The following is a 17,940-nucleotide window of genomic DNA, read 5'->3' as shown; positions in this document are numbered from 1 at the left end:
GCGTTCCAGGCACCGGTCACGCCCCCGTTCCGCGTCGCGACCGACGAGGAGATCGCCGCGCTCCAGCCGGTCTGGGGTCGTGCGTCGCAGCGGCAGGCGCCTGGGGACACCGAGCGCGAGCCGGACGCCAGGCGGCGGAGGTGACACGGGCCATCCCGGGGCCGGTGGCCGCGGTCGTCACCGACGATCTGGAGGCGGTACGCGCCGTTCGACACGCCGTCCGCCTGGCGCGCGACTGGGACCGGCCCCTTCTGCTCCTCGTCCCTCTGCCTGGTACCGGGCTGTCTCTGGACCCAGCGCTGCACGAGGTCGCACGCCGGCGCCGCGAGCGCGATGCGGCAGCGGTGCTCGGCCGGATCACCCCCGCCCTCGGCGGGCGGCCGGCGCCCGCGCACGTGGTCACCTACCGCCCAGTCCGTGCCCGGACGCCGGCCCTCACCGCGGCACTGCGAGCCGCGCGACGGGCCGGCGCCGAGGTCGTCGTCTGCGGCCCCCGCGCCGCGGGCCGGACGGGCACCCGAGGGTTGGTTCTGCTCGACCCGGTCACCGGGCTAGCGGCGAGCGGCCAGCCTGCGCCGTCGCCGTCCGAGGGCGTCGGGGAGCATGTTCCCCGCTGACCCGCCACGCAGGCTACCGAGGCCCTGCGGCGAACGTGGCTCCCCGCCGCGGCGGCCGCATGGGCCCTTCGGCAGGGCGTCGACCTAGTCATCGGGTCAACGGCAGCGGTCAGCTCAGCAAGGAGCGCGGCGGCCTTCTCCGCTTCCTGCCTCGCCTGCTTGGCGCGGGTCAGGGCATGGGGGGAACCGCCCGGCCCCTCCGCCGCTGCCGCGACGAGGGCGGCGGCGGCCTGGTCCAGGGGCGGCCCGGCAACGGCGACTGCGGCGGGTCGCCGTCCAGCCGGGGGACCACGGCTGCCTTGGCGACCCGCTTCCGGGCCAGCCCTGTCGACTTGGCCACCTTTACTCTCCCGGCCGGTGGTCAGGGCGGCAACTGTCGTGGTCATCGTGGGTTCTCCTTCGATGTTTCTGTGGGGTGGCGGTGCTCTCGGTGGGGTGCTGGTGGCGGCCATGTCGCGCTCTCCCCGCTCAGGTGGTGGCAAGAGACGCGGGCACCGGCGGTCGGCCCGGCCGGTCCGGCTGGCGGGGCGGCGTCCCCGTCCCCCGTGCGGCGTTCTCGGTGCTCTCGGCGCCGTCGAGGTGGTCGAGGATGCGGCGGGCGGCGGCGGTCACCGTCGCGGCGGCGGCGCGGACGATGTCGGTGTCCCCGGCTGACCAGGCGGCGACGTAGGGGACGGTGTGAGCGCCGGCGTCCAGCCCGGCCCAGGCGGTGACGATGTAGGCGATCGACCCGGCTTCGGCCTCGGCCCGCCCGCGGCACCCCCGGTAGTCGAAGTCGTCGGCGGTGTGCCCGCACTCGATGTGCGCCAGTTCGTGAGCGAGGGTCTTGACCGCCTGCGCCTCGGGGACGTCCGGGCGCACGCGGACGGTGCGGGCGGCCGGGTCGGTGAGGCCGTTGGCCTGCTCGCAGGCCTCGCGGACGAGCGTGTAGCCGTGGCCGGCGACCTGGGTGGCCAGCGCGTCCCACAGGGCGGCGGGGGCGTCACCGGTGAGCAGCTCGGGGACGATGTCGGGCAGCGGGTCGCCGTCGGTCTGGGAGATGTCGAAGACGTGCGCGACCCGGAACCCGCGCAGCACCCGCGCCCCGGCACGCTGGTCGGCGTCCCCGCCGGCCGGCTCCCTCGCCGTGCCCGTCGCCGTCGCGGCGGCGGGTGCCGCCTGGCCGGGGTCGGTGTTCTTGGGGGTGTAGGTGCACGGCGCCAGGACCGCGAGCCCGGTGGACCCCTTGACCACGCTGCGGCCCAGCGCCTTCCAGGTGCCGAACCCGGCAACCCGGGTCGGGCTGATGCCCAGCCGCGCGGCCTGCAGCTCGATCAGCATCTGGTTGTTGAGGCTGTAGGTGTGGAACTTCGCGGCGGCATCGAGCATCGCCCGCCACTGCGGATCGGCGGTCAGCTGCTCGACCTGCTCGCCGATCTGGTCGTGCAGGGCGGCGATCTTCGCTGCGCGCGCGGCGTCGGCGGCTTCCCGTTGCGGCTCGCTGAGGCGGGCGCGCCTACCCCGCTCGTCCTTGCCGGTGCGGCTGCTACTGGTTGTGCTGTTGGTGCTGGTCATCTGGACCCTCCCGGAACTGGAGCCGAAGCCGGTACGGAAGGGACTGCGGAACAGGTGTCCTGCCACCCATTCCCCCGGCCCGTCCGGCACAGAGCTCTGCTCAGGGGCCGGGAGCGACGGCGGGGGACGACCGGACCAAGACTGCTTCCGCAGCGCAGCGCCCGAAGGGCGGAAGGATCTTGGTCCGGTCGGGAGGAGACGGCGCGGGAGGCCCTTACGCTGAGCTGCCGGACGGGTCGGGGGACCAGCAAGGACAGCCCGCCGCAGGCGGACGGTGACGACGGCGCAGCCGGCGCCGCGCGCAGCGTGGCCCGATGTGTGCTCCTGGCCCACCCCACCGGCCCCGGCGCGACGACGGCGACGGCGCGCCCACCGGTCAGCGAGCCCCATCACCCGACACGTCGCGGAGAGACCAGAGGGACCGGCCACGGGCACTGCCGTCCCGCCGGGCCCCGGGTGCGGTGTCGTGCGCCATGAGTCGAGCGTGGCCAGGCCAGCGCCCGCCCAATGGTGTCGGTCCCGATGTTGTGGACAGGAGCCATCGTCCACAGGGACCGGTTGCGCGGGAGCGTCCCGATGCCCGGGCCTGCACCGGCTGGCTGCAGGACAACAGGAGGAGAACCGGAGGAAGGCCATCCGCAGAACGTGGTTCCCAAGCGCGGGCGGCGCAGGCCGGTCAGGGACAGGGCCGCGGAGCGACAACCGGGGATCAACCGGAGACGAACAGGAGGCGGTCCGGGGAGACCCCCTGATCGAGACGGGGCCGAACCCGGCCGTAGTACCGGGAGGCTGTCCACCGGCCGGTCTCCGTCGCTAGCAGGTGCCCCCCACCGGTGGCCGTACAGGGGAAGAACCGGAGCCCGTCAGAAAAGGCTGGCTGTGAGGTGTCACCAGCGGGCCCGAAATGGCGCCTTCTGTGGTGAAGGCACCGCCACCGACGACTTCCGGGGAGCCAGCCATGCCCGACCCCACCGCCGGCCACGAGCCGGAGCTGCTGACCATCACCGAGGCCGCCGACGTGCTGCGCGCGCCGGTGGCCACTCTCCGGTACTGGCGACACCTCGGCACCGGCCCGAACAGCTTCCGGCTCGGCCGGCGCGTCCTCTACCGCCGCGTCGACCTGCGCGCCTGGATCGACGCACAAGCTGACCAGTCCCCCCGCCGATAGCCCCGCGCCCGGCGGAGGGCGGCTGGGCGGGGCGCGAAGCCGCGTCGGACTCCCGGCAGACGGTGCGGCCGTGTGGCCAGCCCTGTCTGTGGACGACGACGGCCGTGCACAGAAGCCGGCCGGGACAGGCTCCGGCGGCGCCGGAACGGCGACGCTCGCATCACCGAGAGGAGCAGCGATGGGATGGATGGGCCCGGTCGTGGGCGGCCAGGAGCACGAGGGCTGGGTGGTGCCGCTGTTCGCCGACGGCGCGCAAGGCGCCGGCACCACCAGCGCCCGCGGGGTGCTGATCGCCCGCCGGCCCGACGACGGGCCCTGCGACGGCGACCGGGTCCGGCTGACCTACCGCAACGGTGCCACCGCCGAGGGCGTCTGGTCCGACGGCACGGTCATCGGCGATGACGGGATCATGCCCGCCGACGCCGGCGACCCGGTGCACTGCGAGGTGATCGAGGAGGCCGACCAGTGGCGTCCGGACGCGGAGGTGGTCGGCTGGGTCGCCGGCTGCACCTGTGGCTGGCGCGGCATCCCCTGGGCCCGCGTGACCGCATGGGAGCTGGCCGACCCGGCGGCGCGGCAGCTGGTCGTTGCCGGTCCGTGGGCCGACCTGGAGGCCGCCGACGAGACGCAGGTCATCGCCGAGTGGCGCCGGCACATCGCCGGATGGCAAGCCCTCGAGGACGTCGAGGCGGCCGCCGCCGGGCAGGCCGCCGCCGCCCGCGCGCTGGACGAGGCGGTGCGCGCCGCCGTCGCGGCCGGGGCCTCGTGGGCCGACATCGGCCGGGTCACCGGCCTGACCGGCCGGTCGGCGGCCGAGCGGTGGTCCCCCCGTGGCTGAGCAGCCGACCGGCCAGCCCGGACCGAACGAGCAAATCCCGTCAAGGGCGGCGCATCCCGCTCGTCGTCGACCTCGACGGCGAGCCGCTGGCCCCGCTGCGCGCCCTGGAAGAGATCCTGCTGCGCCTGGGCACGTGGGAGGACGACGACCAGCAGGATCCGGGCACCGAGACCGAGCCGCTGCGATTGCCGGCGCCACTGGCCAACCGGGTCGCCCTCGCCGCTGTCCAGCGCCTGCTAAGCGCCCTGGCGCCCACCCAGTCCCGGCCACCACGGTGCGGCCGGCTGCTCGCCCCGGACGGCCGCTACGAGTACGCGCTCACCCTGCCCGGCGCCGGAGTCGACGGTGACCGCCCGTCCTGGTCACGCCACTCGCCGGCCGAGGTTGGCGCGGATGTCGGCGGCCACGTCCGAGAGATGCCGGTAGGTGTCGGTGGGCAGCCGCCAGCCGATTCCCGCCTCGGCGAGGACGTCGTTCCCCGCTCGGGTGGACAGTGCGGCTTGCTCGGCATCCCGGGAGATCTTGTTGAGTCGCCAGCTGGGCGAGGCGGGCATGCGGTCGATCTCGGACAGTTCGCGGTGGCGTGCGCGCACGGCGTGCTCGCGCCAGCTGTTTATCATGCTGCTGGCGCCGTCCGGGCAGCAGGAGCTCTCCGGGCAGACCAGCGTGGCCCGTAGCAGCCGGTTCTCGAGCAGCTTCTGGCCATGGCTGCGGTCGAGGCTGCGGCCGAAGGCGGTGAAGTACACGTTGGCCTCGCCGCCGCCCGTGCGGGGCTTGTCGCTGGGACGCCTGCGGGCCAGCAACTGGGGAAAGTGGCCGGCCTCGCCGTGCCCGGGACCGGTCTCGTAGCCGGCGGCTCCCACGCCGGTAAGGGCTGCACCGTAGAGGCCTTGGCGCCAGGACAGCACCCGCCGTCCGGCGGCGGCGTGCTGGGTGGCGGTCATCAGCGTGGCGATGGCGTCGTAGCTGGCGGTCCGCTGCTTGGACCAGGACATCGACAGCGCCACGTAGCGGGTGTTCATCTCATCAGCGGTAGCGAGGAACGGGTCCAGCCCGGCCGGCCAGGTGGACTGGGGGCCGAACTGGTGCAGGGACGCGGCGAAGACCGGCGCGACGGGCAGGTCGATGTCTTCGCGCTCCAGATAGCGGGCGGTCCGGATCAACAGGCTGCGGTTGACCTCCAGCCAGGCGCTGTTTCGCCGGTCGACGTAGACGTAGGGCGGAATGAGCACCGTAGCGCCCTGCTCGCGCTGGAAGCCGATTACCTGGTCGACCAGTTCGTCCTGCAGTTCGTGGTGGCCGAGGTCTGCCGGGGTCAGCTTGTCTGCGGTGGCGTACGGCAGTCGCGCCCAGCCATTGCTCGGCGACTGCTGATCGGCCAGCAGCGGGGTGAGCGGGTCGACCAAGAACGGCACCCCGGCTGCATCCGCAGTCTCCCGGAGGCCCGGCCGCTCCATCGCCACCTGCGCATCGGCAACCACCCCGGTGAGCGGCAGCTCCCGCAGGGGCCACAGTCCGCTGGCGGCCGGGGCGCACAGATCCTTGACGAGCAGGTGGTCACCGCGACCGGCCCTGATCAACAGATCCATCGGTGAGTCTCCTACCACAGAGTTACCGAACTGTGACGCTTGCGGGGTGAACGTTAGCACGAACTTGACAATGTACCTAGCGGCGAACGGTGAGGATGTATAGCGTCTACCTCGCAGGCCGAACGGACCGATCGGCGCTGCCTCAGAAGGAGACCAGTCAGATGAGCCCGACCCGCACCGCCGCGGCGGCGGCGTCCCAGCCTGCGTCGCACGACCCGGCCGGAGACTCCCCCGTCTACCGCCATGTCGTGGCCGACACGCGCCGCGCGCTCACCCTCGCCGAGATCGGGGAGATCGTCGGCGCCGGAGAGCGCGCAGTGCAGAAATGGGCCGCCGGCGCCGCGCGGCCCGAGGGCACCAAGCGCGACCGGCTGCTGGAGCTGCAGTACGTCATCGCAGAGCTCTCCGACGTCTACAAGCCCGAAGGCATCGACATCTGGCTGCACGCCCGACAACGCGCCCTAGGCGACCGCCGCCCGATCGACGTACTGAAGGCAGGCGACTTCGAGACCGTGCTGCGACTGGTGCAGCGCCTCGCCGGCGGGTCGAAGGTTCGGTAAGGCGTGCAGCGCTCCATCGCCGAACGCGTCGCGGCCGTGCCACCGATCAGCGTGCACGGCACCTTCTACCGACACGCGGCGGTCAACCGCGACGCCTTCGCCGGCGGCGACCAGGGACGCTGGGGAGAGACGTTTCCCGTCATCTACCTCGGCCGTCCACCGACGTCAGTCACCGCCGAGGCCTACAGGCACCTGGTCGAGGCCTACGGGATCCCCGTCGAGCTTGTGCAGCCGCGCCGCTTCTATACCGTCACCGTGGATGTCGACGCGGTGCTCGACCTCACCAACCCCCACAACGTCGCCGCCGTGGGACTCTCCGCTGCCGACCTGAGGTCCGAGGTCGACGACTACGCCGCCTGCCAGCGCGTCGCCGCCGCCGCCCACCAGCTCGAGCTGCATGCCGTCCTCGCCCCCTCGGCCACCGGCCTGGGCGAGACGCTCGCGCTCTTCCGGGAACGGATCACCCTGCGGGAGATGCCGGTGGTGCGCACCGAGGAGACCTGGAACACGCTGCCGGCCGACCCACGCCAGCTCCGCGCCGTCCCGCCCAGGCAGGCCTGACCCAAGTCATCCCACACCGGGCTCCTGACTGACCTGCGCGGTAGTGGACCAGGCCGCCGCCCCGGCGCCACAGCGGTCACGCCCCCGAGACCAGGCGCGGGGCTGACGGGCGGACTGTCTCACAATCTCGGTCCGCACATAGTCCGCAGAAAGTCCGCAAGACACCCAGAACGCGCCGTCCTCGACCAACGACACTTCACGCCTATACATGCAGCTCAGAACGGGAGTTTGCGCGAACTATGCTGCTCAGGGGAGAGCGGCATAATCATGTCCGGGATGACGAGGGCGGCCCGTTGTCAGAGGCGTCCGGCACGCTGAGAGACGCATACCTCGCTACGGAGGTCCTCATGGACGGCTCGATCACCCGCATCACGCTCAGCGACGGCTCAACCCGCTATCGCGCCCGGTATCGCGACCCAGGCGGCCGTCAGCACGAGAGGCGCTTTGCGCGGAAGGTAGATGCGCAGCGCTGGCTGGATGAGGCTACGTCAGCCATGGTCACGCAAACGTGGACGGCGCCAGTCCGAGGCCGGATCACCGTCGAGGAGTGGTCCGATCGATGGCTGTCCTCGCAGACCGGGGTCAAGCCGAGCACCCTCTACCGGTACGAGAACCTGCTGCGGACCCACGTCCTGCCGTCGTGGAGTCGGTACCGGCTCGCCGACGTCACCCACGCCGACGTCGCCGTCTGGGTGGCTGAGCTGCTGACGCAGGGATCCGCCCCGGGCACGGTCCGCCAGGCCCACCGCGTCTTCTCACTCCTCCTGGGCCTCGCCGTCCGCGACGGGCGCATCCCCCGCAACCCGGCCGAGCGCGTACCCCTGCCCCGAGTGACGCGGCAGGAGCCGAGGTTCCTCAACCATGACGAGGTCGAGCGGCTCGCCGACGCGGCGGGTGAGGACGGGGACGTCATACGGCTGCTCGCCTACACCGGACTGCGCTTCGGCGAGATGGCCGCCCTGCGGGTCCGACGGGTCGACTTCCTCCGGCGCCGGCTCACCATCGCCGAGGCGGTCACCGAAGTCGGCGGGCGGCTGGAGTTCGGCACACCGAAGACCCATCAGCAGCGGACCGTGCCCCTGCCCGCGACCCTCGCCGAGTCGCTGGCCCGCCACTGCGAGGGCAAGCAGGGCGACGACCTGCTGAGGACCACGGCCAGCGGCACGGTGCTGCGGCTGCGGAACTGGCGTCGGGCCGTCTTCGATCCGGCGGTCCGGACGGCCGGGCTGAGCGACGTCACCCCACACGACCTCCGGCACACCGCCGCCTCTCTCGCCGTCGCCAGCGGCGCGACCGTCAAGAGCGTCCAGCGGATGCTCGGGCACGCCTCGGCGGCCATGACGCTGGACGTGTACTCGGGCCTGTTCGACGACGACCTAGCCGCTTTGGCCGACCGGATGGACGCCGCCGCGCGGGCAGCCACGGACGCGCGTGTGGGCGCCGTGTGGGCGCGGCCAGCAGCCGAGACTCCGACGAAGGGAAAACGCCCAGGTCGACGCGGTGGGCCCCGTGGGGATCGAACCCACAACCCGCGGATTAAAAGTCCGCTGCTCTGCCAGTTGAGCTAGAGGCCCGGGCGCGCGGCCGGCGGTCCGGCGGCGCCCGGCCTAAGGCTACCGCCGGTCGCCCGCCGGCCTCCGGTGCCGGGACGAGGAAAGCCCGGAGAGGTCCGGGCAGGAGCCGCTCCGGCGACCGCTGGATCGGCCCGCGCAGCGGCCCCGGCAGGTCCGGAACTAACCTTGACGGGCTGCGCCCACGAGGCGCCGTGACACACCTCATACGCCCGCGATCGCATGCAGCGGCCGAATCCGGCCGACGATCGAAGAGGAGGCGCTGCGGCGCCGGGCCGAGCACACAGCCAGAGAGGCAGACGTGACTTCCGAGCGCAGCGTTCCCGACAGCGCGAACCCTGACGTCGTACTCGTCGGCGGCGGCATCATGAGCGCCACCCTGGCGCAGCTGCTGCACCTGGTCGCCCCCGAGTGGAGCGTGGCCGTCTTCGAGTCGGGCAGCGCCGTCGCCGGTGAGAGCTCGGGCCCGTGGAACAACGCCGGCACCGGGCACGCCGCCCTCTGCGAGCTGAACTACACCCCCGCCGGACCCGACGGGCAGGTCGACCCGAGCAAGGCCATCACGATCAACGAGCAGTTCCAGGTCTCGCGCCAGTTCTGGTCGCACCTGGTCCGCGCCGGCATGACGGGCTCGCCCAAGGACTTCATCTCCCCCGTCCCCCATCTGAGCTTCGTCAGCGGCGAGCAGGGGCGCAGCTACATGCGCAACCGGTACGCCGCCCTGAGCGCCCAGCCCCTCTTCGCGGAGATGGAGTACTCGGAGAGCCATGCCGAGCTGGCCGGGTGGCTGCCGCTGATGATGGAGGGCCGCGACCCGGAGCAGGTCGTCGCCGCCACCCGCTCGGCCGCGGGCACCGACGTCAACTTCGGCGCACTCACCCGCCTCATGCTCGACGACGCCGCCACCCGCGGCGTGAACGTGCACGTCAACCAGCGGGTGGACGCCCTCGAGCGGGAGAGCGACGGCCGCTGGAAGGTCACCGTCCGCGACACCCGCTCCGGCGACCGGGTCACGATGCGCACCCGGTTCGTCTTCGTCGGCGCCGGCGGTGGCGCGCTGCCCCTGCTGCAGCAGGCGGGCATCCCCGAGATCCGCGGCTTCGGTGGCTTCCCCGTCAGCGGCATGTTCCTGCGCAGCCGGTCACCCGAGCTGGTCAGCCGCCACCAGGCCAAGGTCTACGGCCAGGCCGCCGTCGGTGCCCCGCCGATGTCCGTGCCGCACCTGGACCTGCGGCTGATCGACGGCGAGTACTCGCTGCTGTTCGGCCCCTACGCCGGTTTCTCGCCCAAGTTCCTCAAGGCCGGGTCGATGTTCGACCTGCCCAAGAGCGTCAAGCCGAACAACCTGGGCTCCATGCTCGGCGTGGCCCGCACCGAGATGGCGCTCACCAAGTACCTGATCGGCGAGCTGCTGCAGACCCGCTCGGCCCGGCACCGCACGCTGCAGGCCTTCGTGCCCACCGCCGAGCAGGACGACTGGGACATGGTCACCGCCGGCCAGCGGGTGCAGGTCATCAAGCAGGACCCGAAGTCGGGCAAGGGCGTGCTGCAGTTCGGCACCGAGCTCATCGTCGGCGGGGACGGCAGCATCGCCGGCCTGCTCGGCGCCTCCCCCGGTGCCTCGACCGCCGTCTCGGCCATGCTGACGCTGATCGAGCGCTGCTTCCCGCATCGCCTCGACGCCTGGCGGCCGCGCCTGCGGGAGGCGATCCCCTCCTACGGCCGCCCGCTGAACGACGAGCCCGCACTGCTGGCCGAGGTGCGCGCCGAGACCAGGCAGACGCTCGAGCTCAACGGCTGATCCACCGCGCGACCCCGCGCCCGGGGAACCGCTCCCTCCGAGGACCGGTTCTCCGGGCGTCGTCGTCACAGCACGTCGAGCACCAGGAGCAGCACGAGGGTCAGCAGCGCCGACAGGAGCAGCGAACCGAGGCAGCCGAGCCGGCTGGAGAAGAGGAAGAACACCGCGTCCCGGTGCCCATGGACCCCCGTGGTCCACACCTCCTGTGCAGCGCGTCACCCCCGTACGCGCTCGACCACCCATTCAGGGGATCGCGGGCTGGCCGGGCGACTACGTACCGTCATCACCGTTCCGGTCGGGAGCGCGTCACCGTGCCCCGTCCGCCGCATCGTCCGCTCCCGCGCCCCGGCGCCGGGGCGGGTACGACCCCGGCCCGGCTGACCCGTTCCCCCCGGGGCGGCCGGGCCGGCTTCTTCCCGGGCCTCAGCGCCGGCACACCTCCCGCACCAGCCCGGTGAGCGCCGTCCGCAGGCCGTCGTCGACCGGCAGGTCGACCACCACCTCCGGCCGCCCGCCGATCCGGACCGCCACCGGGAACAGGTGCGGCTGCTTCACCTCGGCCAGCACGTGGGCGTCGCAGGTGGCGAGCGTGAAGACCACGCCGCCCGCTGCCGCCGCACCACCCCGGGGGAGTTCCAGGGGCAGCTCCGCCGTGACGTCGAACTGGACGTTGCCCCCGACCCGGCCGACGACGACCTCGTCCTCCGTGCCGAGCCGGGTCATGAGCAGGCGGCCGGTGAGCCGTTCCGGACCCGCCTGCAACCGGTCCACGCGGAGCTCGACCGCCTCGGCCACCGCACGGGCCGCGCACTCCTCCTCGTGCACCCGGGCGAGCGTGTCGCCCTCCAGCGGCACCCGCACCTCTTCCACCGAGCCGTCCGGGCGGAGCAGGGTCAACCGCGCCGCCGGCGCGCCGCCGCCGCCGCCGGAGCACACCGCCTCGCCGTAGGGCGTGGGCAGGTCGGTGACCCGCCCGGGCACGAACGCCGCGTCGACCTCCGTCGGCGGGAGCGGCACGAAGCCGGGGGCGTCCAGCGCCACCCCGGTCACCGTGTACGGCTCGCCCCCGGTGTGGGAGACCCGCACCTGGACGCGCCCGCCGACCGCCGCGTCGGTGCGCAGGCGGACGGCCTCGGCGGCGACGCCGGGCACCCGAGGCGCGACGGTCGACGCCGTGGCCACCGCCTCCGACCGCGGCGCACCCGGCTCGGCACCGCAGGCAGCGAGGAGCAGCGCGCCCACCAGCGCCGCGGCCCACCGCCCCATGCCGCCGCAGCGTAGGGCGGCACCCGCCTCAGCGGTGGCGGCTCGGCACCCGGGCCTTCACCCGGCCGGCGTCCATGCGGACCTCGAGCTTCTCCTGCGGGTTGGCCGCCGGCCCGCGGCGCGGCTCACCGTTGTCGAGGTCGAACGCCGAACCGTGCCACGGGCACACCAGGCACTCGCTGCCGCGCACCGTCTCCAGGGTGCCCTCGTCCAGCGGGCCCGACAGGTGCGAGCAGGCGCCGACGAAGACGTCCACCCGGGCGCCGCGGCGGACGACCGCCAGCGGGACGGACATGCTGCCGCCCTTGCCCGCCCGCATCGTCGGCCGGCCGTCGGGCAGGTCGTCGAGCGGGCCGAGGTCGATCCAGTCGGTGGTCAGCGCGCGGACGGCGGTCGCCGCGTGCGAGGCCCCGGAGGACTGCGCGTAGGACATGTGCCCGCCGATCGCCGCCGAGCTGCCGGCCAGGCCCAGCCCCGCGTAGGCCAGCGCCCGGCCCAGCGCGCCCCGGCCACGGGCGCGGGCCACCAGCGATCCCCCGTAGAGCCCCAGCGCCGCGGCGTTCATCACCGCGTGGAGCGCGCCGAGCCGGCGGACCCCCGCCCCCTGCTCCGACCAGTCCGCCGCGCCGGACATGGCGGCCGGCACGGCGGCGGCGATGCCGGTCCCGATCAGCGCGGTGGCCGCGGGCCGCAGCGGCGGCACGGCGTCCAGCAGGCCGGCGGAGACCCAGCTCCCCACCGGGACCTGCACCAGCACCGGGTGCAGCGGGTGCCCCAGCCAGGTGCCGTGCAGGACGTCCTTGACCGCGCTCGGCATGCCCTGGACGGCGCGCCGGGCCGGCTCGATGGCCTTGTCGAACGCCGTCACGTCGCCGATGCGGTCCAGGAAGCCCATGAGACTCATGGGCCGCCCCTACCCCCGCGGCCCCGGCCCGACGCACGGGAGGACGACGACTCCGCGGCGGAACCCACAGGTGACCGTGAGCAAGGACACGGGTGGTTGCCAGCCGCACCAGGCATGTATTGGCGTGACAGGGGTTCCCCCCGGGTGAATCCTTGATCCACCGCCCTGCCCACCTGCCGAAGGACCCCCGTGACCTGCGTGTCCCCGCTCCGCCGCGGTCAGGCCGCCGACCCCGTCGGCGACCTGCCGGATGCGACGGCGCCCGGGGGGCACGCGGCCGCCGGCCGGGTGGCCACCTACCTGCGCGGGGATGCGATCCCGGCCCAGTTCCTGCGGTTCGTGCTGGTCGGCGGGGCGAGCACCGTCGTCTACGCGCTGCTCTTCGTCGCCGGGCACGGCTGGGGCTACCTGACGTCGCACCTCGTGGCGACGGCGGCGTCGACCGTGCTGGCCAACGAGCTGCACCGTCGCCTGACCTTCCACGCCGACGAACGGGTGCACTGGTTCACCGCCCAGTGGGAGGCCGGTGGGGTCACCGTCCTGGGTCTGCTGGCCACCAGCACCGCCCTCGGCCTGCTCGACGCGCTCACCGGCGACGACCAGCCGGTCCTGCAGATCGCGACGGTCGTCGGCGTGACCGCCTTCATCGGTCTCCTGCGCTTCATCGCGCTGCGCTGGATCTTCCGCCCGGTTCCGGCGCGGGCCTGACACGGGCCCTCCGCACCTGATCCGCGGTCCGGACATCGCTTAGCCTCGGCCCGGTGAGCGAGCCCACCGCGTCGACGTCCCCGTGGCCGGGCCGTGCCCGCGTGGCCGCGCTCTGGTCGGCACGCGTCGCGCTGGCCCTGGCCGGGGCACTCGTCGCCGTCCTGCTGTTCGCCAAGGTGTCGGCGCCGATCGGCCCCTTCGACGCCACGCTCGCCTTCCGCCCCGCGCCCGGTGGCGCCGTGGTGGCCGTCCCCCCGCTGGGGTCCCTCGCGGTGGACGCCTACGACGGCCCGCTGCGGCTGGACATCTCGCTGCAGTCGGTCGACCAGGCGCGCGCGCAGGCGCTGGCCACCGACCCGGTGCGGCTGGCGGGGGTCGTGGACCGGGTGACGGAGGACCTGCAGTCGGCCGTGGTCCGGCTGGTCTGGGTCACCGTGCTGGTGGCGCTCGCCGGCGCGGCGCTCACCTCCTGGCTGGTGCTGCGCCGGCGCCGGGAGCCGCTGATCGCCGTCGGCATCACCACGGCGCTGCTCGCCGGCACCGGCGGCCTGGGCGCCGCGACGTGGCGCCCCGAAGCGCTGTCCCAGCCCACCTACACCGGCCTGCTGGTCAACGCCAACAGCCTCATCGGCAGCGCGCAGGACCTCGTCGCCCGGTTCGACGCCTACCGTGCGTCGCTGGAGGACCTGGTGGCCAACGTGGGCACCCTCTACGCCACGCTCTCCGCCCTGCCCACCCCCAGCGGCACGGGCGACTCGGTGGTCCTGCTGCACATCTCCGACATCCACCTCAACCCGGCCGGCTTCGACCTCACCCGGCAGGTCGCGGAGAAGTTCGAGGTCGACGGCATCCTCGACACCGGCGACATCACCGACTGGGGCTCCGAGCCCGAGAACCGGCTGATCACCGCAGTCGGCGACCTCGACGTCCCCTACGTCTACATCCGCGGCAACCACGACTCGGCCACCACGGCGGGCATCCTCGCCGCCCAGCCCAACGTGACCGTCCTGGACGACTCGGCGGTCACGGTCGCCGGCATCCGCATCGTCGGTGCCCCCGACCCCCGGTTCACCCCCGACAAGAGCACCGGTGACGACGACGCGGGCGTCGACGTCCTGGAGCGCTCCGGCGAGGAGCTGGCGGACTTCACCCGCACGCTCGCCGAAGAGCCGGCGATCGCGATGGTCCACGACCCGAAGCAGGCGCCGCCGCTGGACGGGCTGGTGCCGCTCGTGCTGGCCGGGCACACCCACAACCGGGTGGTGGAGGAACTGGCGGACGGGACCCTGCTGATGGTGCAGGGCTCGACCGGCGGGGCCGGCCTGCGGGCGCTCGAGGGCGAGTACCCCGAGCCGCTCACCTGCACGGTGCTCTACCTCGACCCGGAGACCGGCGCGCTGCAGGCCTACGACGACATCACGCTCGGCGGGCTCGGCGCGACCGAGGTCACCGTGGAGCGCACCCTGGTCGGCGCGGACCCCGCCGCGACCGACGCAGAGGCCCCGGCCGTCGAGCCGCTCGTCCCGGCCTCCCCGGCGGACTGACCGCGGGGTCCTAGGCTCGACGCATGACGACGCCGACCCGCGCCGCCCGCCTCGCCTCAGGAGCCCTCGCCGGCGGCCTCTCCCTCGCGGCCCTCACCGGCTGCAGCTTCTCGTCGCAGAACGTCTCCTGCAGCGGGGGCACCTGCACGGTGACCCTCACCGGCACGGGGGCGGAGGCGGAGATCCTCGGCACCACGCTGTCCTTCGACAGCGTCCAGGACGGCCGCGCCTCGCTCACCGTCGGCGGGGCCACGGTCTCCTGCGCGCAGGGCGAGAGCGTCTCCGCCGGCCCGCTGGAGCTCGCCTGCTCCAGCGTCACCGACGACTCGGTGGAGCTCCGCGCCACCGTCGGCTGAGCAGCCCCGTGCCGGCTCAGGACGGGTGCGAGACCTCCACGACCACCCGCGTCGGGGCCTCGAGCAGGTACACCCGGAAGGGCGCCTGGGTGCCCGTCCCGACGAACGACGTCGTGACGCCCTCGAACGTCGCCGCGAAGGCCACCTCGGTCACCGTGCTCGTGCCCGGGCCGGTCACCGGCCCCGGCGCGGCGAACTCCTCGACGCCGGTGTCGTAGGGGTAGCCGGCCCCGGTGAGCTGCACCTGCAGGACGGCGTCCCCCGCGAGCTGGACCTCCTGCCCGCGGCCGGGCTCCGTCGCCTGGTCGACGTACCGGACGTCCCAGCCGGGGGTCCCGGTGCCGTCGAGCTCGAAGACCACCCGGTCGAAGCCGTCGTGCGCCCCGACCCGGACGTCCCGCACGGTGACGCGCGCGTCGGCGGAGGGGTCGGCGGTCTCCGGCCCGGTGTCGAGATCGGCCGCGACCGGCGCCTCCGAGGTGGTGGTGGCGCCCGGCTCCTCCCCGGGCTCCGGCGACGGCGCGCTCGCCGGGGCGCTGCTCGTGGCCGCGCCGGTGGACGACGACTCCCCCACGTCGCCGTTCCCGGCGCACCCCGAGAGGGCTACGAGGGAGGCGAGGACGGCGGGGAGGACCAGCTGGGGACGGGCGCGCACGCGACACAGCCTCGCACCCGGGGACCCCCGCGCGGAGGAGGCGCGAGGGGCATGTATTGTTCTCGCTGCCCCCGGCGAACACGAGCCCCCATCGTCTAGCGGTCCAGGACGCCGCCCTTTCAAGGCGGTAGCACGGGTTCGAACCCCGTTGGGGGCACGCAGCACCAGCACCACCAGCAAGGCCCTGTAGCGCAGTTGGTTAGCGCGCCGCCCTGTCACGGCGGAGGTCGCGGGTTCGAGTCCCGTCAGGGTCGCTCTCCGGTGAGATCACCGGGAGGGGCAGGTAGCTCAGTCGGTACGAGCGCTCGCCTGAAAAGCGAGAGGTCGGCGGTTCGACCCCGCCCCTGCCCACACTCTCCTCGCGCACGGGCCCGGCAGCTGCCGGGCCCGTCGTCGTCCTAGGCCCAGCTGCGATCGGCCACGACCTGCGCGTAGACCTCGCCGTGCACCTCGCGGACGGCGGCCCGCTGCTCCTCCCGCCAGCCGCGGTCGGCCGGCCGGGGCATCGGCCGGGTCAGCGCCGCGCCGATCGCGGCGGCCAGCGAGACCGGGTCCAGCCCCGCCCGCTCGTCGTTGGTGTAGGGCACCACGTCCGACCACTGGTCGGCGAACCACCCGCAGCTGGGCGCCACCACGCGGGTGCCGACGTCGCGGCAGATCTCCACGTCCGGGGAGTGGGTGCCGCACCGCTCGGGGAGGACGGCCACGTGCAGCTGCTGCAGCTGGCCCGCCCACTCGCCATCGGCGCAGCGCACGATCTCGAGCTCGCCGGCGTCGGCGAGGGCGACGATGCCGGGGTCCAGCGCCGGGGCGACCGCCGCGTCGACCAGGACCCGCAGCCGGCCGCCGCCGGACAGCGCGCCGGACAGCGCCGCGCGCACCATGCCCACGGGGTCGGGCACCGCGCCGGACGCCGGGCCGACCCGCAGCCCCACCAGCCCGCGCTCGGCCCCCAGCTCCGGATCGGGGACGGCGAGGGAGGGGTGCGCCACCACGATCGCGGTCCGCCCGTAGCGCTCGGCGATCTCGTCGGCGGCGCCCACGGTCAGGGTGAGCACGACCTCCGCGGTGGCCAGCACCGCGGCGAGCTGCGCGTCGCGTCCCCCCGGCGCCGGGCCGGCGTCGCGCAGCTGGTGGACGGTGACGACCAGCGGGATGCCCAGCCGCTGCAGCTCCTCGGCCCACGCCTCGGGTTCGGCGGGTCCCGGGTGCCCGTACCCGACGTGCAGGTGCACGACGTCGACCTCGGCGGCGTGGGCGGCCAGGTGGGCGCGGTCGAGCCACGGCGCCGGTTCACCGGGGGCACCCACCCGCACGACCCCGGCGGGCAGCACGGCGTCGACGTAGGGGCCGGCGTGCGGGATGGACACCACCCGGATACCGGCCCCCGGCGTCGGGGGCAGCCCCGGGAGCGGGGGTTCAGCGTGCGTCACGCGGCGGCGGTTCTCCTCGTGCGGTCGAGCCACGACGGCACCGCGGTGCCGCTCGACGTCCTCAGCGCCCGCCGACGTCCTTGCGGCTGCGCCGGTCATGCCTACCCCACCGCCTCCGCGGCCAACCCGTGATCAACTCCATCGGGTGAGTGGGCGGCGCCGGCGTGTCAGGACCCGACCCGGCGCGCGGTCAGGTACGCCGGCTCCCGGAAGCGGGCGAGCGGGCCGTCGGCCACCAGGCCCGGTGGCGGGTGGCGGACGGCGTCGAAGCGCAGCCCGGTGTCCAGCGGGCCGTGCGCCCCGGTGGTCCGCAGCGTGGCGAAGGGCCGCCACCCCTGCACCCCGGGCGCGACGGCGAGCGTGAACTGCACCGTGCCGGCCGCCGCCGCCACCGGCTCCGGGTCCGACGGCAGCGGGGCGACGTCGGGGAAGGCGGCCAGGCGCACCGGCCCGGCCGCCGACCGGTAGGCCATGATCGAGCCGTAGGTGGCCGCCGCGTCCGAGCGGAGCACCGGCACCCGCCGCGCCAGCGGGCCACGGCCGCTCGTCGACAGCAGGAGGTCGACCGGTTCGTCGTCGTCACCCGGCAACCGGACGGCCAGCCCCAGGACGTCGGGCAGCGGGGCCGGGAGCCCGGCGCCGCGCGAGAACCGGATCACCGCCCCGGTGGTGCCGCTGCCGTCCAGCCACGGGACACCCAGCGGCGGCTCGGCCCCGTGCCGCTCCAGGACGGCGTCGAGCACCGCGCCGCGCGGGTGGATCGGCCGGCCGCGCCGCCGCTGGGTGTCCCGTGGCTGGACGGCAGCGGCACCACC

General features: G+C 74.3%; 17 protein-coding genes, 4 tRNA genes and 1 pseudogene. 13 read left to right on the top strand and 9 right to left on the bottom strand.

Features of this window, described 5'->3' with window-relative positions; translation table 11 throughout:
• The first annotated feature begins 164 nt into the window (after nucleotides 1-164).
• Nucleotides 165-617 carry a universal stress protein gene (locus tag E9549_RS19615; protein WP_158544484.1) on the top strand — a complete coding sequence of 151 codons (453 nt, stop codon included), beginning with the start codon at nucleotides 165-167 and terminating at the stop codon, nucleotides 615-617.
• 468 nt (nucleotides 618-1,085) lie between these two features.
• Here the strand turns inward: E9549_RS19615 and E9549_RS19610 are convergent, their stop codons facing one another.
• A complete protein-coding gene (locus tag E9549_RS19610; RefSeq protein WP_236828269.1) occupies nucleotides 1,086-2,171 on the bottom strand; it encodes an ArdC-like ssDNA-binding domain-containing protein in 1,086 nt (361 codons plus the stop codon).
• Between the two features lie 958 nt (nucleotides 2,172-3,129).
• Between E9549_RS19610 and E9549_RS19605 the strand changes: the two genes are divergently transcribed.
• Together E9549_RS19605 and E9549_RS19600 are read left to right on the top strand one after the other, a co-directional pair.
• Nucleotides 3,130-3,339, top strand: a complete 210-nt coding sequence (locus E9549_RS19605) for an AlpA family transcriptional regulator (protein ID WP_113810713.1) — start codon at nucleotides 3,130-3,132, stop codon at nucleotides 3,337-3,339.
• Between the two features lie 178 nt (nucleotides 3,340-3,517).
• Nucleotides 3,518-4,177, top strand: a complete 660-nt coding sequence (locus E9549_RS19600) for a hypothetical protein (RefSeq protein WP_113810714.1) — start codon at nucleotides 3,518-3,520, stop codon at nucleotides 4,175-4,177.
• 362 nt (nucleotides 4,178-4,539) lie between these two features.
• Here the strand turns inward: E9549_RS19600 and E9549_RS19595 are convergent, their stop codons facing one another.
• Nucleotides 4,540-5,766, bottom strand: coding sequence for a hypothetical protein (locus E9549_RS19595; RefSeq protein WP_142023914.1), 1,227 nt, complete (start codon nucleotides 5,764-5,766; stop codon nucleotides 4,540-4,542).
• 161 nt (nucleotides 5,767-5,927) lie between these two features.
• On the opposite strand from E9549_RS19595, the gene E9549_RS19590 reads away from it, so the two are divergent.
• From E9549_RS19590 to E9549_RS24560, 3 genes and pseudogenes are all read left to right on the top strand, one after another.
• On the top strand, nucleotides 5,928-6,326 hold the full coding sequence (locus E9549_RS19590; protein ID WP_113810716.1) for an antitoxin Xre/MbcA/ParS toxin-binding domain-containing protein: 399 nt from the start codon (nucleotides 5,928-5,930) through the stop codon (nucleotides 6,324-6,326).
• 3 nt (nucleotides 6,327-6,329) lie between these two features.
• Nucleotides 6,330-6,887 carry an RES domain-containing protein gene (locus E9549_RS19585; protein ID WP_113810717.1) on the top strand — a complete coding sequence of 186 codons (558 nt, stop codon included), beginning with the start codon at nucleotides 6,330-6,332 and terminating at the stop codon, nucleotides 6,885-6,887.
• 239 nt (nucleotides 6,888-7,126) lie between these two features.
• A pseudogene (locus E9549_RS24560) lies at nucleotides 7,127-8,185 on the top strand (tyrosine-type recombinase/integrase); the annotation flags it as partial.
• Between the two features lie 203 nt (nucleotides 8,186-8,388).
• On the opposite strand, the gene E9549_RS19575 reads toward E9549_RS24560, so the two are convergent.
• Nucleotides 8,389-8,461: transfer RNA gene (locus E9549_RS19575), tRNA-Lys, on the bottom strand.
• 298 nt (nucleotides 8,462-8,759) lie between these two features.
• On the opposite strand from E9549_RS19575, the gene E9549_RS19570 reads away from it, so the two are divergent.
• The gene (locus E9549_RS19570) at nucleotides 8,760-10,259 is read left to right on the top strand and encodes a malate:quinone oxidoreductase (protein WP_308113165.1); all 1,500 of its coding nucleotides are present in this window, start codon (nucleotides 8,760-8,762) and stop codon (nucleotides 10,257-10,259) included.
• A 65-nt stretch (nucleotides 10,260-10,324) separates the two neighbouring features.
• Here the strand turns inward: E9549_RS19570 and E9549_RS23580 are convergent, their stop codons facing one another.
• From E9549_RS23580 to E9549_RS19560, 3 genes are all read right to left on the bottom strand, one after another.
• Nucleotides 10,325-10,459 carry a hypothetical protein gene (locus E9549_RS23580; RefSeq protein WP_255716170.1) on the bottom strand — a complete coding sequence of 45 codons (135 nt, stop codon included), beginning with the start codon at nucleotides 10,457-10,459 and terminating at the stop codon, nucleotides 10,325-10,327.
• Between the two features lie 223 nt (nucleotides 10,460-10,682).
• Entirely contained in the window at nucleotides 10,683-11,525 is an 843-nt protein-coding gene (locus tag E9549_RS19565; RefSeq protein ID WP_236828267.1) for a hypothetical protein, read from the bottom strand.
• 28 nt (nucleotides 11,526-11,553) lie between these two features.
• Nucleotides 11,554-12,429, bottom strand: coding sequence for a Rieske 2Fe-2S domain-containing protein (locus E9549_RS19560; protein WP_236828266.1), 876 nt, complete (start codon nucleotides 12,427-12,429; stop codon nucleotides 11,554-11,556).
• A 189-nt stretch (nucleotides 12,430-12,618) separates the two neighbouring features.
• Here E9549_RS19560 and E9549_RS19555 point away from each other — a divergent pair, with 189 nt between their 5' ends.
• From E9549_RS19555 to E9549_RS19545, 3 genes are read left to right on the top strand one after another with little or no spacing between them, the layout of a single operon-like run.
• Entirely contained in the window at nucleotides 12,619-13,137 is a 519-nt protein-coding gene (locus E9549_RS19555; RefSeq protein ID WP_236828265.1) for a GtrA family protein, read from the top strand.
• A gap of 53 nt (nucleotides 13,138-13,190) precedes the next feature.
• Nucleotides 13,191-14,681: a metallophosphoesterase gene (locus E9549_RS24300; RefSeq protein ID WP_236828264.1), complete on the top strand. Its 1,491-nt coding sequence runs from the start codon at nucleotides 13,191-13,193 to the stop codon at nucleotides 14,679-14,681.
• A 23-nt stretch (nucleotides 14,682-14,704) separates the two neighbouring features.
• Nucleotides 14,705-15,037 carry a hypothetical protein gene (locus E9549_RS19545; RefSeq protein WP_236828263.1) on the top strand — a complete coding sequence of 111 codons (333 nt, stop codon included), beginning with the start codon at nucleotides 14,705-14,707 and terminating at the stop codon, nucleotides 15,035-15,037.
• Nucleotides 15,038-15,053: 16 nt separating this feature from the next.
• Here E9549_RS19545 and E9549_RS19540 read toward each other — a convergent pair whose 3' ends face one another.
• Nucleotides 15,054-15,692 (bottom strand): hypothetical protein, encoded by a 639-nt coding sequence (locus E9549_RS19540; protein ID WP_236828262.1) that lies wholly within the window; start codon nucleotides 15,690-15,692, stop codon nucleotides 15,054-15,056.
• A gap of 84 nt (nucleotides 15,693-15,776) precedes the next feature.
• On the opposite strand from E9549_RS19540, the gene E9549_RS19535 reads away from it, so the two are divergent.
• The 3 genes from E9549_RS19535 (at nucleotide 15,777) to E9549_RS19525 (ending at nucleotide 16,043) form a co-directional block, all read left to right on the top strand.
• Nucleotides 15,777-15,849 (top strand) — tRNA-Glu (locus tag E9549_RS19535).
• A gap of 23 nt (nucleotides 15,850-15,872) precedes the next feature.
• Nucleotides 15,873-15,946, top strand: a tRNA-Asp gene (locus E9549_RS19530).
• 23 nt (nucleotides 15,947-15,969) lie between these two features.
• Nucleotides 15,970-16,043: transfer RNA gene (locus E9549_RS19525), tRNA-Phe, on the top strand.
• A 47-nt stretch (nucleotides 16,044-16,090) separates the two neighbouring features.
• Here the strand turns inward: E9549_RS19525 and E9549_RS19520 are convergent.
• Both E9549_RS19520 and E9549_RS19515 read right to left on the bottom strand, forming a co-directional pair.
• Nucleotides 16,091-17,125, bottom strand: a complete 1,035-nt coding sequence (locus tag E9549_RS19520) for a glycosyltransferase (RefSeq protein WP_236828261.1) — start codon at nucleotides 17,123-17,125, stop codon at nucleotides 16,091-16,093.
• A 167-nt stretch (nucleotides 17,126-17,292) separates the two neighbouring features.
• The coding region (locus tag E9549_RS19515; protein WP_236828260.1) for a phosphodiesterase at nucleotides 17,293-17,940 on the bottom strand (648 nt) is incomplete at its 5' end.

Origin of the sequence: Blastococcus sp. MG754426 (assembly GCF_021699055.1) — a bacterium.
Classification (GTDB): Bacteria; Actinomycetota; Actinomycetes; order Mycobacteriales; family Geodermatophilaceae; genus Blastococcus.
This window is presented reverse-complemented; position numbering and strand designations above follow the sequence as displayed.